The following is a 17,059-nucleotide window of genomic DNA, read 5'->3' on the forward strand; positions in this document are numbered from 1 at the left end:
ACCTACCCAGTCAACCTCCCACCGGTTCACCTAACAGTTACGGTTCTCCATTCGATAGACAATGCCGCGCCCCCGGAATGGGGAAATGAGGTGTGACGCCGCTGCGGCCGTCCGTGAAAGGAGAGTCTCGGATGACAGTCCCTGTGCTGGATTCGGAGTTTCTCCACGCGGCGATGCCTCGCGCTGCGGACGGCTCCCTGTCCGGGTTTCTCGCGCAACTCGACCGGGTGTCCGGCTGCGCGCACCCTGTCCGCCTGTTCGGCCACATCGACCATGTGGATACGGCTACCGGTGAGGTGCGCCGCGTGCTGGACACGGCGACCATGCCGGACGGGCTGCTCCTGGTGCCCTGCGGGAACCGGCGGGCCTCGGTGTGCCCGTCCTGCTCCTACTTGTACGCGGGGGATGCCTGGCAGATCGTCCATGCGGGGCTGACCGGTGGCCATGATGTTCCCGCGACGGTGGCGGAGCATCCGGGGCTGTTCGTCACGGTGACCGCACCCTCGTTCGGCCCGGTGCACTCTCGGCGCGCGAATCACGGTCCCGCTCAGGTGTGCAGTCGGCGCCAAGGACGATGCCCGCATGGCCGTGCACGCGGCTGCACGTTCGTGCATGGGGAGGATGACTGGCGGCTCGGCACCCCGCTGTGCCCGGACTGCCACGACGACGGCGCGCTGATCGTCTGGAACCGCACCTCGGGCAGGCTGTGGAAACGCACCGTGGACGCGACCTACCGGCGCATGGCCACCGTCACAGGCATGACCGAACGGGGCTTGCGGCGTGCGGTCCGCATCTCCTACGTCAAGGTCGGGGAAGCCCAACGGCGCGGCGCGGTCCACTTCCATGCCCTGCTCCGCCTGGACGCGGGCAGCGACTCGGACGTCTGGCAGGCTCCTCCCGCCTGGGCAACCGGGGACCTGCTGGCGTCCTGCTGGCGCTGGGCGGTCACCCACACCGAGGAACCCTGCCCGGACCCGCACGCCTATGACCTTCCCTCCGAAGCGGACGCGCTCGCCACCCTGGCGGCTGCGGGCCTGCTCGCCTCCGCGGACATCCCCCCACCTGTTCCACGCCCAACACCGATGCTCGCGGCACGCTGGGGTGAGCAGCATGATGTGAAAAAGGTTCTCGTGGACGGCGGGGACCTCACCCCACAGGCGGTCGGGAACTATCTCGCCAAGTACATCACTAAATCCGTCGTCGACTCCGGCCTACTCGACCGGCGGATACGCGACGCTGACGACTTGGAGGCACGCCTTCCGTTCCTCGGAGAGTTCCACGCCCGGCTGGTCCATACCGCGTGGCGTCTCGGTCCGCACTCGGAGTTTCAGGATCTACGGCTGCGCCAGTGGGCGCACCAACTCGGCTTCAACGGCCATTGGCTCACCAAATCACGCGGCTACTCCACCACCTTCGCGGCACGCCGGACGGCCCGGCGTACCTGGCAACGTACCCACGTGAACGGCGAGGAACGCCCGGCCCTCGACGCCTTCGGCCGACCCGACGACACCGACGAAACCGTGATCATCCCCACCTGGCGGTACCACTCCTCCGGCTACGCCAACAACGGCGACCGATGGCTCGCATCCATGGCCGCAGACCAAGCACGGTCACGACGCGAGGAAGCACATTCGGCCCGGAAATTTGCTGCGTAGTGGAAGGTTGGGAATGGGGATGTTGTCTGCGGAGGTTGATCGCTTGTGGACTGCTGCTGAGGCTGCGCGCTTCCTCGGTGTTCCTGTGGCGACCTTGTATCAGTGGCGGACGCGCAAGGTCGGGCCTCGGGCGTACCGGGTCGGGAAGTGGCTTCGCTACGACCCCACGGACGTGCGCGCGTGGCTCGCTGAAAGGGCCGCATAGCCGTGGGCAGTGTGGAAAAGCGGGTTCGCGACGGTAAGGCGGTGTACCTCGCGCGCTGGCGCGACGATGATGGGCGGCAACGCTCGAAGTCCTTCGCGAAGAAGGGTGATGCTGAGCGCTTCCGGGCTGCCGTCGTCTCGGATCTCGCCAACGGCCAGTACATCGACCCGCACGACCGGACGACGGTTGCCGAGTACGCCCGGCGATGGGCTGCGGGCAGGGTCCACCGGCCGACGACGTCCCGCCGGGTCGCAGGAACGATCAAAGTGCACATTGCGGGGACGTCCCTCGGCTCCCGTCGGCTCGCGGCGGTCCGGCCGTCGGAGGTTCAGGCGTGGGTGTCCGACCGGGCACGGCTGCTGGCGCCTACGACGCTGCGCAACCTCGTGTCGCTGCTGCGGTCGATCTATGCGGCGGCCGTGCTCGATCGCCTGGTGGCCGTCTCACCCGTCGTACGGCTCAGCATGCCGTCCACCCGGCGGAAACGGGTGGTGCCGCTGACGGTTGACCAAGTGCGGCTCCTGGCGGACGCGATCCCGGTTCGCAACCGGGCGATGGTGATCGTGCAGGCCGGGCTCGGGCTCCGTATCGGCGAACTGCTCGCGTTGCGAGCTGAGGACGTCGACACCGGCGGGCGGGTGGTGCGCATCGAATGGCAGCTTGCACCCGGCTCGAAGGTCCGGAGCGTACCCAAGACGCCCCGTTCCCGGCGGGTCGTGCCGCTGCCTGACGTCGTCCGTGACGCGGTGGCGGAGCACTCGGAGGTCTTCCCGCCGGGGGCGGACGGTTCGCTGTTCACGACGCGGTTCGGGCGGCCGTACCGCCACGACTACTACGGGGCACAGATCTTCGTCCGGGCCGTCCGCCGGGCGGGGCTTCCGGCTGGCACCACGCCCCACGATCTTCGGCACCACTACGCGTCGGTTCTGCTCGCTGCGGGGGAAAGCGTGATCGCGGTCGCGGAACGGCTCGGGCACGACAACGCCAACCTGGTGCTGTCGACGTACGGGCACCTGATGCCGGATAGCGAGGATCGGACCCGCAAGGCGGTGGACACGGCGTGGTCCGGTGTAACCGGTGTGGAACACGATCACTCGCACCCTGCGGGACCTGCGGAAGTGGCCCCTGATCAGACGTTGAAGCGGAACTCCACGACGTCGCCGTCGGCCATCACGTAGTCCTTGCCCTCCATGCGCACCTTGCCGGCCGCGCGGGCGGCGGCCATCGAACCGGCCGCGATCAGGGCGTCGTACGAGACGATCTCGGCCTTGATGAAGCCACGCTGGAAGTCGGTGTGGATGGCCCCGGCGGCCTCCGGCGCGGTCGCCCCGGCTCTGATGGTCCAGGCCCGGGCCTCCTTCGGGCCGGCCGTCAGGAACGTCTGGAGCCCCAGGGTGTGGAAACCGATCCGGGCCAGCTGGGCAAGGCCGCTCTCCTCCTGGCCGAGCGAGGCCAGCAGCTCCGCGGCGTCGGCCTCGTCGAGCTCGGCCAGTTCGGCCTCGACCTTGGCGCACAGCACGATCGCGTCCGCGGACGCGACGGACCCGACAAGTTCCTTGCGCCGACCGGAATCGGCGAGGACGTCCTCGTCGACGTTGAAGACGTAGAGGAAAGGCTTGGCGGTGAGCAGGAAAAGCTCCCGCAGGGCGTCGCGATTGATCTTCGGTTCCGAGGACAGCGTGCGGCCGGCGTCAAGCACCTCGCGCGCGGCCTTCACCGCGGCCAGCAACGGCTGCTTCGTCTTGTCGGCACGGGCCTCCTTCTCCAGCTTCGGCAGGCGCGCGTCAACGGTCTGCAGATCGGCGAGGATCAGCTCGGTATTGATCGTCTCGATGTCGTCGGCCGGGTCGACCCTGCCCTCGACGTGCACCACGTCGGGGTCGGAGAACACCCGGACGACCTGGCAGACCGTGTCGGACTCGCGGATGTTCGCGAGGAAGCGGTTACCCAGGCCCTGCCCCTCGGACGCGCCTCGGACCAGACCGGCGATGTCCACGAAGCTGACCGTGGCCGGCACCGTCCGGGCGCTGTCGTAGAGCTTCGCGAGCTCGCCGAGACGCGGATCGGGCACCCCGACCACGCCCACGTTCGGCTCGATCGTCGCGAACGGGTAGTTCGCGGCCAGCACCTCATTGCGCGTCAGGGCGTTGAACAACGTGGACTTGCCGACGTTGGGCAGCCCGACGATCCCGATCGACAAGCCCATGGCCGGTCAGTCTACGGACCTCACGGCTGCGGGCTCCACGGCTACGGGCCCCACGGCAGCTCGCCGGGAAGGGCCCGGCCGGGGACCGTCTCACCGCGAAACCGCGCGAAACTGTCGGAGGGCCGTGATTGCCTCTCTCCCGTGGACACGACCAGCGCGCTGCTGGCCCTGATCGGGCTGGCTCTCGGCGCCATGGGCGGATTCGCCGCCGCGCGCCGCTTCGCCGAGCCGCGGGTCGCCGCGCTCACGGCTGCGCACGCCACCACCGTGCGGGAGCGCGACCAGGCCCGGGAGGCCGCCGCCGCCGCTGCCGAGCGTGCGATGCTGGCCGAGTCGGACGTGTCCAGCCTGCGCACCGCGCTGGAGTACGAGCAGCGAGCGGCTGCCGAGCGGGTGGCGCTGGTCGAGCAGAGCCAGGACCGGCTTGCCGAGAGCTTCCGAGCGCTGTCCGCGCAGGCTCTGGAGGGCGCGAGCCGTCAGCTGGTAGAGCTGGCCTCCGCCCGGCTGGACGAGGCCGGCGCCCGCGCCCGCGGCGACCTCGACGTCCGTCGTTCGGCGGTCGAGAGCATGGTGACGCCGCTGCGGGAGGCCCTCGGGCGGATGGAGGACCGGCTGCGGGAGCTGGAGACCGCGCGCACCGAGGCCTACTCGGCGCTCGTCGAGCAGGTGCGGTTCGCCCGCGAGGCGTCGGAGAACCTCCGGTCGCAGACCGCCGCGCTCGTGACCGTGCTGCGCCGGCCCCAGGCCCGCGGTGCCTGGGGCGAGATGCAGCTGCGCCGGGTGGCGGAGGTGGCCGGCATGCTCAACCGCTGCGACTTCACCGAGCAGATGACGATCCAGGGCGACGACGGCCCGCAACGGCCCGACATGGTCGTCCACCTTGCCGGTGGCCGCAACGTGGTCGTCGACGCGAAGGTTCCGCTCAGCGCGTTCCTGGAGGCCGCCGACACGACGGACGAGGACCATCGCGCGCGCCGGATGGCCGCCCATGCCCGCCATCTGCGTGCGCATGTCGACGGCCTCGGCGCCAAGTCCTACTGGCGGCGGCTGCCGTCGTCCCCGGAGTTCGTGGTGCTCTTCGTCCCCGCCGAGGCGTTCCTGGCCCCTGCCCTCGATCACGATCCCGGCCTGCTCGAGCACGCCGCAGGCAAGAAGGTCATCATCGCCACCCCAACCACGCTGATCGCTATGCTGCGGACCATCGCCCACGCTTGGACTCAGGATGCGCTGACCGCACGGACGAAGGAGATCTTCGAGCTGGGTCGCGACCTCTACACCCGCCTCGGCACCCTGGGCGAACACGTCGATCGCCTCGGTCGCTCGCTCGGCCGGGCGGTGGGGGACTTCAACGCCACCGTCGGCTCGTTGGAAAGCCGGGTGCTGACCCCCGCCCGCCGGCTCGCGGCCATGGAAGTCGTCGAGGCGGGGCTCCCCAGTCCGGTTCCGGTAGAGACCGGCGTACGGCCGCTGTCCGCCGCCGAGCTCCTGAGGAGCACCGGGGAGGGCGCGACGACCGGGCGGGGTGGCGCCATGGAGGACCCCGGAATCGATGTCGGGTACCAGACCCCTGACGGCGCAGATCCGGCCAGATGGGACGCGAACGACCAGCATAAGGAGGCTTAAGCAACGGAAAGCAGTGAGATCGACACCGAAAGCTCAAATGCGAGAGCCGATGCGCATGTCTGGTGCATCGCCCTGACGCATTGGAAATCTGCGGGCGGTACCTTGCCTTCGTGAGTGTGCCGCCTCACCGGCAGTCGGCCGGACCGCCGGGCAGATCCGCACGCGCTCGCGGGCATGATGATCTGTACGCCCGCAGCTCGCGCGGTCGGGCGAGTGGGCCGCCGCCCACACTGTTCACGGGCAGCCGCCGGGGCCTCACCGCGCTCGGCACCGGCATCCTCGTCCTCGTCATCGGTGGGCTCGGTGCCATCGCGGACTCCGCGATCTTCGGTTCCCTGAAGTTCGCCTTCGGCGTGCTGTTCATCGGCTCGTGCGTCCTCGCCGCGGTCCGCGTGCATGCGGATGACCTCATCGGCGTAGTGATCATGCCGCCGCTCGCCTACGCGCTCATCACCCTCGGCGTCGGCTACCTAAACCCCGCGGCCGGGAACGGCGGCTCCGGCCTGCGCAACAAGGCCATCGATGTCGGCTCGGAGATGATCCTTCACGCTCCGATCCTGCTGACGGCCTTCATCCTGGTAGTCGTCATCGCGCTCTTCCGGGGTCGCCGCGCCCAAGTGGCGCGCCGCGAGCGGCAACGTTCCCTCGCGCAGTCGGCCGCCGAGCGCCGACGCCGGCCGCTGTAGCCCGGACCGCCGGTTCCCCACGCCGGGTCGGCCGTACCGCCACAACCACCCCACAGATAAATCCATGCCATCAATAAAAACAATAACAGGCATGTAGATGGAACGGTCGACGACAAACACCGGCAACGCGACGGCACCTATTGCCGCAGCTCGTGCTAGATTCCATGCCGCATCACGCACCCACCGTTCAGGTGCACTTCCACTGGCATATCGGGTGCCGCATCCCCGGAGGCGGCGGACGTAGGGAGGCCCGCTTGTCGTGCACGTCTCACGCTTTCTCCGGCGAGCACGCCCCGTCCGTTGGTGAGCCGGTCGGGCCCCGGTGACCGCCAGTCCCTGCTCAGCGGGACGAACGCCGATGATCCCGATGTTGCGCTACCGGTCTCTCGACACGCAGCCGCCACGCGGCCCGCGACGTCGGCTAATCCCCTTCGCGACCTTCATGCGGCACTGCGCCCTCATCGCCGCCTCCGGCCGGCAGGCGCTCACCGTGTCGAAATATGCCGCATCCCTGCGCGCGGCCACCGCGCCGGCCAACCCGGTCATCATCACCTTCGACGACGGCGGCGTGGAAACCTTGAAGGCTCTCCGCCGACTGGCCGAGACGGGTCTGACGGCGACGGTATTCGTGACCAGTTCGCGGGTCGGTGATCCGGGCTATTTCAACCGGACCGACCTTCATCGAATACGGGGTCTCGGGATAGAAATCGGCGGGTCCGGTCACACCGGACGGCGGCTGGACGAGCTGGCGCGGACCGACGTGATCGCCGAACTGACGCTGTCGCGCCGCCGGCTGGCCGTGGCGACCGGGGACGAACCTCGCACGTTCGCCTACCCCCTCGGCGGATACGACCTGTCCGTACGCCAGCTTGTGATCTCGGCCGGCTACAGTTCGGCCTGCACGGTACGCGACGTCCTCTCGCATCCCGCCGACGACCGCTTCGCCCTCGCCCGGTTGACCATCGAGGCGAACACGCCCGACAGCCGGCTTCGCGCGTGGTTGGAAGGCGTCGGGCGGCCCGCGCCGCCTCCCACGGTGCCACGGACCCACACCCATCGGCTTCGGCGCGCGGCCGCCCGCCCACCCGGTCTTTTCACCCCCCGGCTCGGTCAGCCCGATCCTGGCCCGGTGACTGGCAGCGGGGACCCGGGCGGCCTCGCATCCCCCGGCCTCAGCTGGCCATCACCGGCCCTCCCGGAGCACTGAGCAGTCCGAACAAACTGAGCAGACGGGGTGGCGGCAGGACGGCTGGCGGCGTGGTACCCCGCCCGCGGGCGGTCGGCGAGAGTGCCACGGCGTCCCGCGGCGGGTCGGTGCGCAGGGCCAGATCACCGAGCGGACTGGTCACCCCGAGCCAGTACCGCTCGTTGCGGTAGTGGTGCAGACGATGCCCTCGCCACAGCCGCCGGTAGTAGGCCGTGCGCGGGGGGACCCGGGTGTGGATGAGGAAATGCGTCCAGTCGTAGACGAGCGCACCCATCCCAAGGCAGAGCGCGCCGGTCGCAACCCATGGCGGCCCGAGCAACGCAGGCGCCGCGACGGCGACGGTTCCGCTGATCACCTCGCGGGGGCGCAGGAACATCGTGTCGAGGTTGGTCGGATCGCGATGATGCTGCTCGTGCCCGTATCCGGCAAGCTGGTAACCGATCGATCCCAGCCGACTGCCCGGCCGGGCGTGGAGCAGTATCCGGTGCACACTCCACTCGACGAAGGGCTGCGCCGCCACGGCGGCCACCGCGACGCCGGTGTCCCGGATCCGCCACGGGCCTCGGACCACCCGCAGGACGGCAAGCGCCCCCACGCAACCAAGCAGAACGGGGGGCCGTGGATGGCGCAGGAACCTGCGTGCCGCACCCACCAGCGTCCGGACCTCCGCGGCGCTGCCGTGCGGTCCCGGGGGGTCGAGGCGCGCGAACACCCTCGCGGGGACGGACGGTCGCGGGTAGTGCACCATGCGACCACCTCCCGACCAGATCGGAGTCGGACCAGGACCAGGACCAGGACCAGGACCAGGAACAGGAACAGGAACAGGAACAGCATGGAAACTGTACGGAACTCCGACCGGACCGGCGACTTGGATCGAAGCTGCGACCGGGACCGCGGCGGCTCAGAACGGAACGGTGGAGTACGCCTGCAGCTTGGTGAGCTGATGCTGGCTGTCCACCCGGCGGATGGTGCCCGAGCGTGACCGCATCACCAACGAGGACGTGTTCGCCCCGCCCGGCCGGTACCGCACCCCGGCGAGCAGTTCGCCGTCCGTGATGCCGGTCGCCACGAAGAAGACGTTGTCACTGTCGACGAGGTCCCGGGTGGACAGTACCCGGGCCGGATCGCCCCCGAGGTCAGCAACCCTGCGATACTCCGCGTCGTCCCGCGGCCACAGCCGGCCCTGGATCACTCCACCCAGGCAGGTCACGGCGCAGGCCGTGATGATCCCCTCGGGAGTGCCGCCGATCCCCAGCAGCAGGTCCACGCCGGTGTCCGCCGAGGCGGCCATCACCGCTCCGGCGACGTCGCCGTCGGAGATCAGCTTAACCCGGGCGCCGGCCGCCCTGATCTGCTCGACCAGTTGGCTGTGCCGGGGCCGGTCCAAGACCACCACGGTGACGTCCCGCGGGAGGATCTCCTTGGCCTTCGCCACGGCGCGGATGTTGTCCTCCACCGAGGCCGTGATATCCACCACCCCGGCCGCCTCCGGGCCGGTGACCAGCTTCTCCATGTAGAAACACGCGCTCGCGTCGTACATCGAGCCACGCTCGCTGACCGCCATGACCGAGATGGCGTTATTCATCCCCTTGGAGGTCAGCGTCGTACCGTCCACGGGATCCACGGCGACGTCGCATTCGGGGCCCTCGCCCGAACCGACCACCTCGCCGTTGAACAGCATGGGGGCCTCGTCCTTCTCCCCCTCGCCGATCACGACGACCCCGCGCATCGAGACGGTGCCGACCAGTCGGCGCATCGCGTCGACGGCGGCCCCGTCCGCGCCGTTCTTGTCGCCACGGCCGACCCAGCGCGCCGCGGCGAGCGCGGCTGCCTCGGTTACCCGGACGAGTTCGAGCGCGAGGTTGCGATCCGGAGCCTGCCCTTGCACGGCCAGCGTATCGGGCACGGACGAGGCGTCGGAAGGCCTGGAGGCGGAGGATTCAGCAGTGGAAGACACGGCCCGAGCCTAGTTCGGGAGCCCCGTCGGCGCCCGAACTAGGCCCGGAGTGACGCCGAATATACCTCCATGACCCTATCCCGCCGCGAAGGTGCGCCCGCGGCCGTCCGGCAAATCCGGCCTGTCGTCGACACGACATCTCGAATCCGCCGAAGAGGCACGCAACCTTCAACCCGGTGCGCGCGTCCAACGAAGCATCGGGCAGCCGTCACGCGGAGGGGGCGTGACGGCTGCCCGGCAGGCCCCGATCTGGCCGGTTTCTCGCCCCGCACTCCCCGATAAGGCCCTCCAGCCGGGCGAGAGTCTGAACACACCACCACCCCCGCGAGCCGCCCAGACGTGGTCCGGGTGCCCATTCGGGGGTTCGGACCTGGAAGATGGGGACGTGGCACGACGACGCGGTCAGGAAACGATCAGAGACATGGCGCTCTCTCTCGCCGTGGTCATGGCGGGTGTCCTGCTCTTCGTCGTCTTCGTCATGCCCCGCGGAGGCGACGAGCCCGCGGTCAAGGTCGTCGCGACGAGTGAGCCGATGGCGGCGTTCGCCCGCCAGGCGCCCTACTCCCCGCTCGGGCCGGCTGGCCTGCCCTCCTACTGGAAGCCGACCTCCATCCGCCTGACGCTGCCCACCGGTGGTGGCGACGGCGGTGCCGATGGTGGTCCCGCCGAAGCGACGATCGGCTACGTCGTCGATCGGCCCGACCATCGGACGTTCGCCCGCTTCGTCGAGAGCAACGCTCCCACCGCGGTCCAGCGGATCCTGGGGAACCGACCGGCCAACGGCACGGTCGATGTGGAAGGCGTCGCCTGGCAGCAGCGCCGGGACGGCGATGGGCATCTCGCGCTCACCCGAACCGACGGCGGCGTCACCATGATCGTGGATGACGGAGACGGCAAAGGCGGGGCGAATCAGGCCGATCTGGTCACCCTCGCCGCGTCACTGCGACCGGTCGTTCCCGCCGCCACGAACTGATCGGGCCGCCGGTACGGGCCCGGTCGATGCAAGCCGCCCGGTCAGCGCGAACCCGGTCAGCGCTGGACGGCGGCCGCGATGACGGGAGGCCGTGCGGGCGCGACGGCCGTTGCGGCCGGTGGCTGGCCCCCACCCTCCAGAGCGGTGGCGGCGGGGATGAGAATCGCCATGCCGATGACCAGGCCGGCCGCCCGACGTAGCAGCGGGCCCGTCGCCGGCATCCGCCATCCGGGATGGGCGCCGCCAACCCGCGTTCCGATCATCTCACCCCTCGGCACGGCGCCCACGGCGGCAACCGAAGGCGGAGCGTGCTCTCGGGCGAGGTCGCCGAGAGGTCTGCGACGAGGCGTCGGGCGTAGCGCGGGCATTGCTACCTCCGGACTGGATGTCCTGCGGGTAACGGCCGGTGTGCCAGGCCGGTCGTGGTCCGTCTCGGACCGAGACCAACCTGAAACGCCGTGCAGTGACCTTGTACTATGGATCTCCGCCGGACCGGCCGGGTTCAGCCATGATTGTCCCTTGTTGGATATCATGTTGGCCAGACAGAGGGGAAATCGCCACGCCGGTGCCTCCTGGCCGTCGGGTCGCCCAACGGTGGATGCCGGGTCGGGTCGGGACCGGCCCGAAACCTCGCGGTCACGGATTGAGCGGACATCGTTATAGAGGATTGTGGAAGATAGAGGGTTGTGGAGGCGGCACGGAGGTGGCCATGCCCGAAGAATTCAACGACGGCCCTACCGGTCGCACATCGGGCTCCGCCGCCGATGTCCTCCCGCCGGGCGTCCCGGCCCCACCGGTCACCTACGAGGCCGCGCGAGCCGAACTCGAGGAGATCGTCCGCCGGCTGGAGGCCGGCGGGGTGAGTTTGGAGGAGTCACTGATCCTCTGGGAACGGGGCGAGGGGCTCGCCAAGACCTGTCAGGCGCTGCTCGACGGCGCCCGCGCTCGACTGGCCGCGGCGACTCCACTCTCCTGATCTCCTGAGCGAGCGGGCCCCTCCAGCCGACCGGGCCGCCGGGCCTGCTCAGCCGTCCACGACCGTCGCGCGCAGCGTTCCGCCCGCCACCCGGATAGCGAGCCCGTCCCCGGCCGCAACCTCGGCAGGTCCGCGCACAACCGCACCATCCACGGTGCGCTGCACCACGGCGTACCCGCGGTCGAGGGTCGCCGCCGGCGACAGCGCGCGCATCCGGGCGCGGGTGGCGGCCAGATCGTTCCCGGTCACATCTATCACGTGGCGGACGCAGCGGCGCGAACGGGCGAGGAGCGCCGACACGTCGTCCGCTCTGCGGTCCACGTCGCGCGTGGGCGTTGCGAGCACGGGGCGTCCCCGGGTGTCCGCCAGCCAACGTTCCTCCCGGTCAAGTCGGTGCTCGACGACCCGCCGGGCCCGGGCCCGCAGCTGGGCGACCGCGATCGCCTGCTCACCGACGTCCGGCACCACCCTCTTCGCCGCATCCGTCGGCGTGGAGGCGCGGACGTCGGCGACGAAATCGAGCAAAGGGGTGTCCTGCTCGTGTCCGATTGCCGACACCACCGGGGTACGCGCGGCCACGACAGCCCGCAGCAGCGCCTCGTCGGAGAAGGGCAGCAGATCCTCCAGCGACCCGCCGCCACGAGCGATGACGATCATTTCCACCTCGGCACGCGCGTCGAGTTCCCGCAGCGCGTCGATGACCTGGGCGACCGCGAGAGGCCCCTGGACGGCCACCTCCCGTAACACGATACGCACCGCCGGCCAGCGACGGCGCGCGTTCTCGACCACGTCCCGCTCCGCCGCGCTGGCCCGCCCGGTGATCAGACCGACGGCCGCCGGGAGGAACGGAGGACGCCGCTTACGGGACGCGGCGAACAGCCCCTCGGCCGCCAGCGTGGCCTTGAGCTGTTCGAGCCGGGCCAGCAGCGCACCGGCACCGAGCGGGCGAATCTCAACAACCGCAAGGGCCAGCGTGCCTCGGCCGGGGTGGAACGACGGCTTGCCCCACACCACGACGCGGGCCCCGTCGACGAGCGCCGGCCCCACCGCGTCGCACACCGCGCGCGGGCAGGTGACCCGCAGGGACACGTCGGCGACCGGGTCCCGCAGGGTGAGGAAGACCGTTCCCATCCCGGGACGGCGGACGATCCCGGTCACCTGCCCCTCGACCCACACCCGCCCCAGCCGGTTGATCCAGTCTCCCAGCGCGCGCGACACGCTGCGGACCGGCAGCGGCTGTTCCGGGGACGATGTCAGTGCCACCCGGGCACCGTAACCTCGCCCCACAACCACGCCCCACAGTCTCGCCCCACAACGGTCGGCGGCCCTCGCCACGGCCGGACCGGACGATGTCGCCATCGGGTGATGCATCGCCTAGCCGACTTCCCGACCGCCCGCCGCCGCGTAGACTCCCACCCATGGGCCGGGTCCTTCTTGCCAAACCGCGCGGCTACTGCGCTGGTGTCGATCGAGCCGTCGTGACCGTGGAGAAAGCACTAGAGCTGTATGGTTCACCGGTCTACGTACGCAAACAAATCGTTCACAACCTTCATGTCGTGAAGACGCTGGAGGCCAAGGGCGCGATCTTCGTGGACGAAACCGACGAGGTGCCGCACGGCGCCACCGTCGTGTTTTCAGCCCACGGAGTGGCACCAACGGTGCACGAAGAGGCGGCGGTGCGCGAGCTCCGCACAATCGACGCCACGTGCCCACTGGTCACCAAGGTGCATTCTGAAGCCAGGCGGTTCGCCCGTGAGGACTACGACATCCTCCTCATCGGCCACGAGGGCCACGAGGAGGTCGTCGGCACCACCGGGCAGGCTCCGGACCGCATCCACCTCGTGGACGGGCCCGAGGACGCCGCCGGGGTGAAGGTCCGCGATCCGAAGCGGGTGGCTTTCCTCTCCCAGACCACACTGTCCGTCGACGAGACGATGACGACGGTTGACGCGCTGCGCGAGCGCTTCCCGCATCTGCAGGGTCCACCGAGCGACGACATCTGCTACGCCACGCAGAACCGCCAGGTCGCCGTCAAGGAGATCGCCGGCGCGGTCGACCTGGTCATCGTCGTCGGCTCGCGGAACTCCTCGAACTCGGTCCGGTTGGTCGAGGTCGCGCTCGACGCCGGCGCCCCGGCCGCCTACCTCGTGGACGACTCCACCGAGGTGGACCTGAGCTGGTTCGATGGTGTCGAGACCGTCGGGGTCACCAGTGGCGCATCGGTGCCGGAGGAACTCGTCACCGGCGTGATGGCCTGGCTCGCCGAGCGGGGCTTCACCGATGTGGAGGAGGTCACGTCCGCGGACGAGCACCTTCTCTTCGCGTTGCCGCCGGAGCTTCGCCGGGAGATGCGTACCCGCGAGCGCGCCGCCGGCTGAACCCGGACCGCCCCTCACACCAGACTCGTCGGAGCCACCCTTCCCCGCATTGCGCCGAAGCCCCGACGTTCCCCTCAGGAACCTCGCCGAAGGCAAGGTGACGGAGACCCCGAGCGGGGGCCCCCTATAGCAGGGGTCCCGACATGTCCTAAGGTCGGCCCTGGGGCCGCGTCCAGGCGGCATCTCGCCGGCACGCGGCCCCAGTATGCGGTACAGGGCACGGGCGGTACAGGGCACGGGCGACAAGCATCGGGAGAACAGGCGCATGAGCGAGCAGGAATACCGCATCGAGCACGACAGCATGGGTGACGTCCGGGTACCGGTCACGGCCCGGTGGCGGGCCCAGACGCAGCGGGCGGTGGAGAACTTTCCCGTCTCCGGCCAGCGGATCTCCCGCGCGCACATCGCGGCGCTCGCCCGGATCAAGGCCGCCGCCGCGACGGTGAACGCCAAGCTGGACGTGCTCGACGCGGACATCGCCGAGGCGATCGTCGACGCGGCCACGGAGGTGGCCCGTGGTGACTGGGACGACCAGTTCCCCTTGGACGTCTTCCAGACCGGCAGCGGCACCTCGTCCAACATGAACACCAACGAGGTGCTGGCCTCGCTCGCCTCCGAGCGCCTCGGCCGCCCGGTTCACCCGAACGACCACGTCAACGCCTCGCAGTCCTCGAACGACGTCTTTCCCTCATCGATCCACATCGCCGCCACCCAGGGCATCGTCGGCAACCTGATCCCGGCCCTGGAGCACCTTGCCACCGAACTCGGTCGCAAAGAGACCGAGTTCGCCGACGTCGTGAAGTCCGGCCGGACCCATCTGATGGACGCGACCCCCGTGACGCTCGGCCAGGAGTTCGGCGGGTACGCCGCCGCGGTCCGGCTCGGCGTCGAGCGCCTGCAGGTGGCACTGCCCCGGATCGGAGAGCTGCCGCTCGGTGGGACAGCCGTCGGGACCGGCATCAACACCCCGCCCGGCTTCTCCGCCGCGGTGATCGAGGAACTGTCCGCCAGCACCGGTCTTCCCCTGACCGAGGCACGCAACCACTTCGAGGCGCAGGCCTCCCGGGACGGCCTCGTCGAGGCGTCCGGCGTGCTGCGGGTGATCGCCCTCTCGCTCTACAAGATCGCAAACGACCTGCGCTGGGCCTCGTCCGGCCCGCGAGCCGGGCTCGGCGAGATCCGGCTGCCCGACCTCCAGCCCGGATCCTCGATCATGCCCGGCAAGGTCAATCCGGTCCTTCCCGAGGCGGTCTGTCAGGTCGTCGCCCAGGTCGTCGGCAACGACGCGGCGGTCGCGTTCGGCGGATCAGCCGGGAACTTCGAGCTCAATGTCATGCTGCCGGTGATCGCACGTAACCTGCTGGAGTCGATCCACATCCTGTCGACGATCAGCCGACTGTTCGCCGACCGTTGCATCGACGGCATCGTCGCCGACGTCGAACGCTGCCGCCGCTACGCCGAGTCCTCCCCCTCCATCGTAACGCCGCTGAACAAGTACATCGGCTACGAGGAGGCCGCGAAGATCGCCAAGATCTCGCTCGCCGAGGAGAAGACCATTCGCGAGGTCGTTCTCGAGCGCGGTTACGTTGCGGCGGGCCAACTCACCGAGGCACAGCTCGACGCCGCGCTCGACGTGCTGTCGATGACCCACCCGTAGCCGAAGCTCGTCGGGCGGCCGCTCCCCCACCGTCGCGTCTCCCGGGCACCTCCGTGACCCACGGAGGTGTTCCGTCCCGACGGCGGCGCCCGACGGCGCGGCGGGGGCCGTGGAAGACCCCCCAGACAGCCTCCACGACCCCCGCTAGAGGTTTAACGGGTCGGCGGCGGGTTGGTTACGGGTGGCGGGTGCCCCAAATTTCACCTGCCGGCACGACGGCCCGGCACGTCGACCCGGCGGCAGGGTCTGCCAGCCCGGCGGCGAGGGCCCGGCAGCCTGGCGTCGCGACTCCTCGACGGGTTCCCACCAGTTGGACTCGAAAAGCTCTCAGCCGGAACCACACCGGCACATATGGCGGACGCGGCGGCACACCTCGGCCATCACGGACGGGTTCGCGACACCTACCTCAAGTGATAACCCGCAGGTAAAGCGACTCCCGAGAAATTTCCCAGAAGAAATGGACGTAACAAGCACGGCCAACATGCCGATCCGACCCGTCCGGCCGGATAGCCTCGGGTTCACCGGAGACCGATAGATTGCGGGGGATGTGACGATGTGCGACTACGACGTCCTCGTCATCGGATCCGGGCCGGGCGGGCAGAAGGCCGCGATCGCAGCGGCCAAGCTCGGCCGACGGGTCGCGATCGTCGACAAGCGGGAAATGATCGGTGGTGTCAGCATCAACACTGGCACGATCCCGTCCAAGACGCTGCGAGAAGCGGTCCTTTATCTGACCGGCATGTCACAGCGTGAGCTGTATGGGTCGAGCTACCGGGTAAAGGATGACATCACCGTCGGTGACCTCTCGGCGCGGACCAGACATGTCATCAGCCGCGAGATCGACGTGATTCGCAACCAGCTCAGCCGTAACCACGTCACCCTGCTGACGGGACTGGCCAGCTTCGTCGATCCGCACACCGTGAACGTGCGGGCGGGCGGCGAGGACACCGAGGACCGCCGGATCCAGGCGGAAAGAATCATCATCGCCACAGGAACCCGCCCGGCGCGGCCGGACACGGTCGACTTCGACGGACGGACCGTCGTCGACAGCGACCAGATCCTGGCCCTGGAGAAACTGCCCCGGTCGATGGTCGTCGTCGGCGCCGGTGTGATCGGTATCGAATACGCCTCGATGTTCGCCGCGCTCGGCACGAAGGTGACCGTCGTCGAGCGCCGTGACCGGATGCTCGACTTCTGCGACCTCGAAATCGTCGAGGCGTTGAAGTATCAGCTCCGCGATCTTGCGGTGACCTTCCGTTTCCGCGAGTCGGTCGTCTCCGTGGAACGCCACAACGGCGGTACCCTCACCCTGCTCGAGAGCGGGAAGAAGCTCCCGGCGGACACGGTGATGTATTCGGCCGGGCGGCAGGGGCTCACCGACATCCTCCACCTTCCGGCGGCCGGTCTCTCCGCGGACAACCGCGGCCGGATCAAGGTCGGCTCGGACTTCCGCACGGAGGTCGATCACATCTACGCGGTCGGCGACGTGATCGGATTTCCCGCTCTCGCGGCGACGTCGATGGAACAGGGACGCCT

At 69.5% G+C, this 17,059-nt stretch carries 16 protein-coding genes; 11 read left to right on the plus strand and 5 right to left on the minus strand.

Annotated features, from left to right (window positions below; all coding sequences use genetic code 11):
• The first annotated feature begins 131 nt into the window (after positions 1–131).
• The 3 genes from AC08ON_RS07725 to AC08ON_RS07735 are packed head-to-tail and all read left to right on the plus strand — an operon-like array spanning position 132 to position 3,038.
• Positions 132–1,655 carry a replication initiator gene (locus AC08ON_RS07725; RefSeq protein ID WP_476606401.1) on the plus strand — a complete coding sequence of 508 codons (1,524 nt, stop codon included), beginning with the start codon at positions 132–134 and terminating at the stop codon, positions 1,653–1,655.
• Between the two features lie 19 nt (positions 1,656–1,674).
• The gene (locus AC08ON_RS07730) at positions 1,675–1,860 is read left to right on the plus strand and encodes a helix-turn-helix transcriptional regulator (RefSeq protein WP_035909413.1); all 186 of its coding nucleotides are present in this window, start codon (positions 1,675–1,677) and stop codon (positions 1,858–1,860) included.
• 11 nt (positions 1,861–1,871) lie between these two features.
• Positions 1,872–3,038: a tyrosine-type recombinase/integrase gene (locus AC08ON_RS07735; RefSeq protein WP_476616696.1), complete on the plus strand. Its 1,167-nt coding sequence runs from the start codon at positions 1,872–1,874 to the stop codon at positions 3,036–3,038.
• On the opposite strand, the gene ychF is transcribed toward AC08ON_RS07735, so the two are convergent.
• Complete coding sequence (gene ychF / locus AC08ON_RS07740) at positions 2,990–4,066, minus strand: redox-regulated ATPase YchF (RefSeq protein ID WP_476606403.1); 1,077 nt, start codon at positions 4,064–4,066, stop codon at positions 2,990–2,992. The two genes, AC08ON_RS07735 and ychF, sit on opposite strands and share 49 nt — an antisense overlap.
• A gap of 141 nt (positions 4,067–4,207) precedes the next feature.
• Here ychF and AC08ON_RS07745 point away from each other — a divergent pair, with 141 nt between their 5' ends.
• From AC08ON_RS07745 to AC08ON_RS07755, 3 genes are all read left to right on the plus strand, one after another.
• A complete protein-coding gene (locus AC08ON_RS07745) occupies positions 4,208–5,689 on the plus strand; it encodes a DNA recombination protein RmuC (protein ID WP_476606404.1) in 1,482 nt (493 codons plus the stop codon).
• A gap of 62 nt (positions 5,690–5,751) precedes the next feature.
• Positions 5,752–6,375 carry a DUF6542 domain-containing protein gene (locus tag AC08ON_RS07750; RefSeq protein WP_198537738.1) on the plus strand — a complete coding sequence of 208 codons (624 nt, stop codon included), beginning with the start codon at positions 5,752–5,754 and terminating at the stop codon, positions 6,373–6,375.
• A 358-nt stretch (positions 6,376–6,733) separates the two neighbouring features.
• A complete protein-coding gene (locus AC08ON_RS07755) occupies positions 6,734–7,582 on the plus strand; it encodes a polysaccharide deacetylase family protein (protein WP_476606405.1) in 849 nt (282 codons plus the stop codon).
• Here AC08ON_RS07755 and AC08ON_RS07760 read toward each other — a convergent pair.
• Both AC08ON_RS07760 and glpX read right to left on the minus strand, forming a co-directional pair.
• Positions 7,548–8,330 (minus strand): sterol desaturase family protein, encoded by a 783-nt coding sequence (locus tag AC08ON_RS07760; protein ID WP_476606406.1) that lies wholly within the window; start codon positions 8,328–8,330, stop codon positions 7,548–7,550. The two genes, AC08ON_RS07755 and AC08ON_RS07760, sit on opposite strands and share 35 nt — an antisense overlap.
• Positions 8,331–8,483: 153 nt before the next feature.
• Entirely contained in the window at positions 8,484–9,488 is a 1,005-nt protein-coding gene (gene glpX / locus AC08ON_RS07765; protein WP_476616697.1) for a class II fructose-bisphosphatase, read from the minus strand.
• A gap of 436 nt (positions 9,489–9,924) precedes the next feature.
• Between glpX and AC08ON_RS07770 the strand changes: the two genes are divergently transcribed.
• Positions 9,925–10,512 carry a DUF4245 domain-containing protein gene (locus tag AC08ON_RS07770; protein ID WP_476606408.1) on the plus strand — a complete coding sequence of 196 codons (588 nt, stop codon included), beginning with the start codon at positions 9,925–9,927 and terminating at the stop codon, positions 10,510–10,512.
• Positions 10,513–10,568: 56 nt separating this feature from the next.
• Here the strand turns inward: AC08ON_RS07770 and AC08ON_RS07775 are convergent, their stop codons facing one another.
• On the minus strand, positions 10,569–10,733 hold the full coding sequence (locus tag AC08ON_RS07775) for a hypothetical protein (protein WP_165758372.1): 165 nt from the start codon (positions 10,731–10,733) through the stop codon (positions 10,569–10,571).
• A gap of 482 nt (positions 10,734–11,215) precedes the next feature.
• Here AC08ON_RS07775 and AC08ON_RS07780 point away from each other — a divergent pair, with 482 nt between their 5' ends.
• Positions 11,216–11,488, plus strand: coding sequence for an exodeoxyribonuclease VII small subunit (locus tag AC08ON_RS07780; RefSeq protein WP_476606410.1), 273 nt, complete (start codon positions 11,216–11,218; stop codon positions 11,486–11,488).
• Positions 11,489–11,536: 48 nt separating this feature from the next.
• Here the strand turns inward: AC08ON_RS07780 and xseA are convergent, their stop codons facing one another.
• Entirely contained in the window at positions 11,537–12,751 is a 1,215-nt protein-coding gene (xseA, locus tag AC08ON_RS07785; protein ID WP_476606411.1) for an exodeoxyribonuclease VII large subunit, read from the minus strand.
• 155 nt (positions 12,752–12,906) lie between these two features.
• Between xseA and AC08ON_RS07790 the strand changes: the two genes are divergently transcribed.
• From AC08ON_RS07790 to AC08ON_RS07800, 3 genes are all read left to right on the plus strand, one after another.
• A complete protein-coding gene (locus tag AC08ON_RS07790) occupies positions 12,907–13,866 on the plus strand; it encodes a 4-hydroxy-3-methylbut-2-enyl diphosphate reductase (RefSeq protein WP_476606412.1) in 960 nt (319 codons plus the stop codon).
• Positions 13,867–14,131: 265 nt separating this feature from the next.
• Entirely contained in the window at positions 14,132–15,523 is a 1,392-nt protein-coding gene (locus AC08ON_RS07795) for a class II fumarate hydratase (protein WP_476606413.1), read from the plus strand.
• 553 nt (positions 15,524–16,076) lie between these two features.
• A partial coding sequence (locus AC08ON_RS07800) for an FAD-dependent oxidoreductase (protein ID WP_476616698.1) occupies positions 16,077–17,059 on the plus strand: 983 nt, incomplete at its 3' end.

The organism is Frankia sp. CoWAU3, from assembly GCF_977971855.1.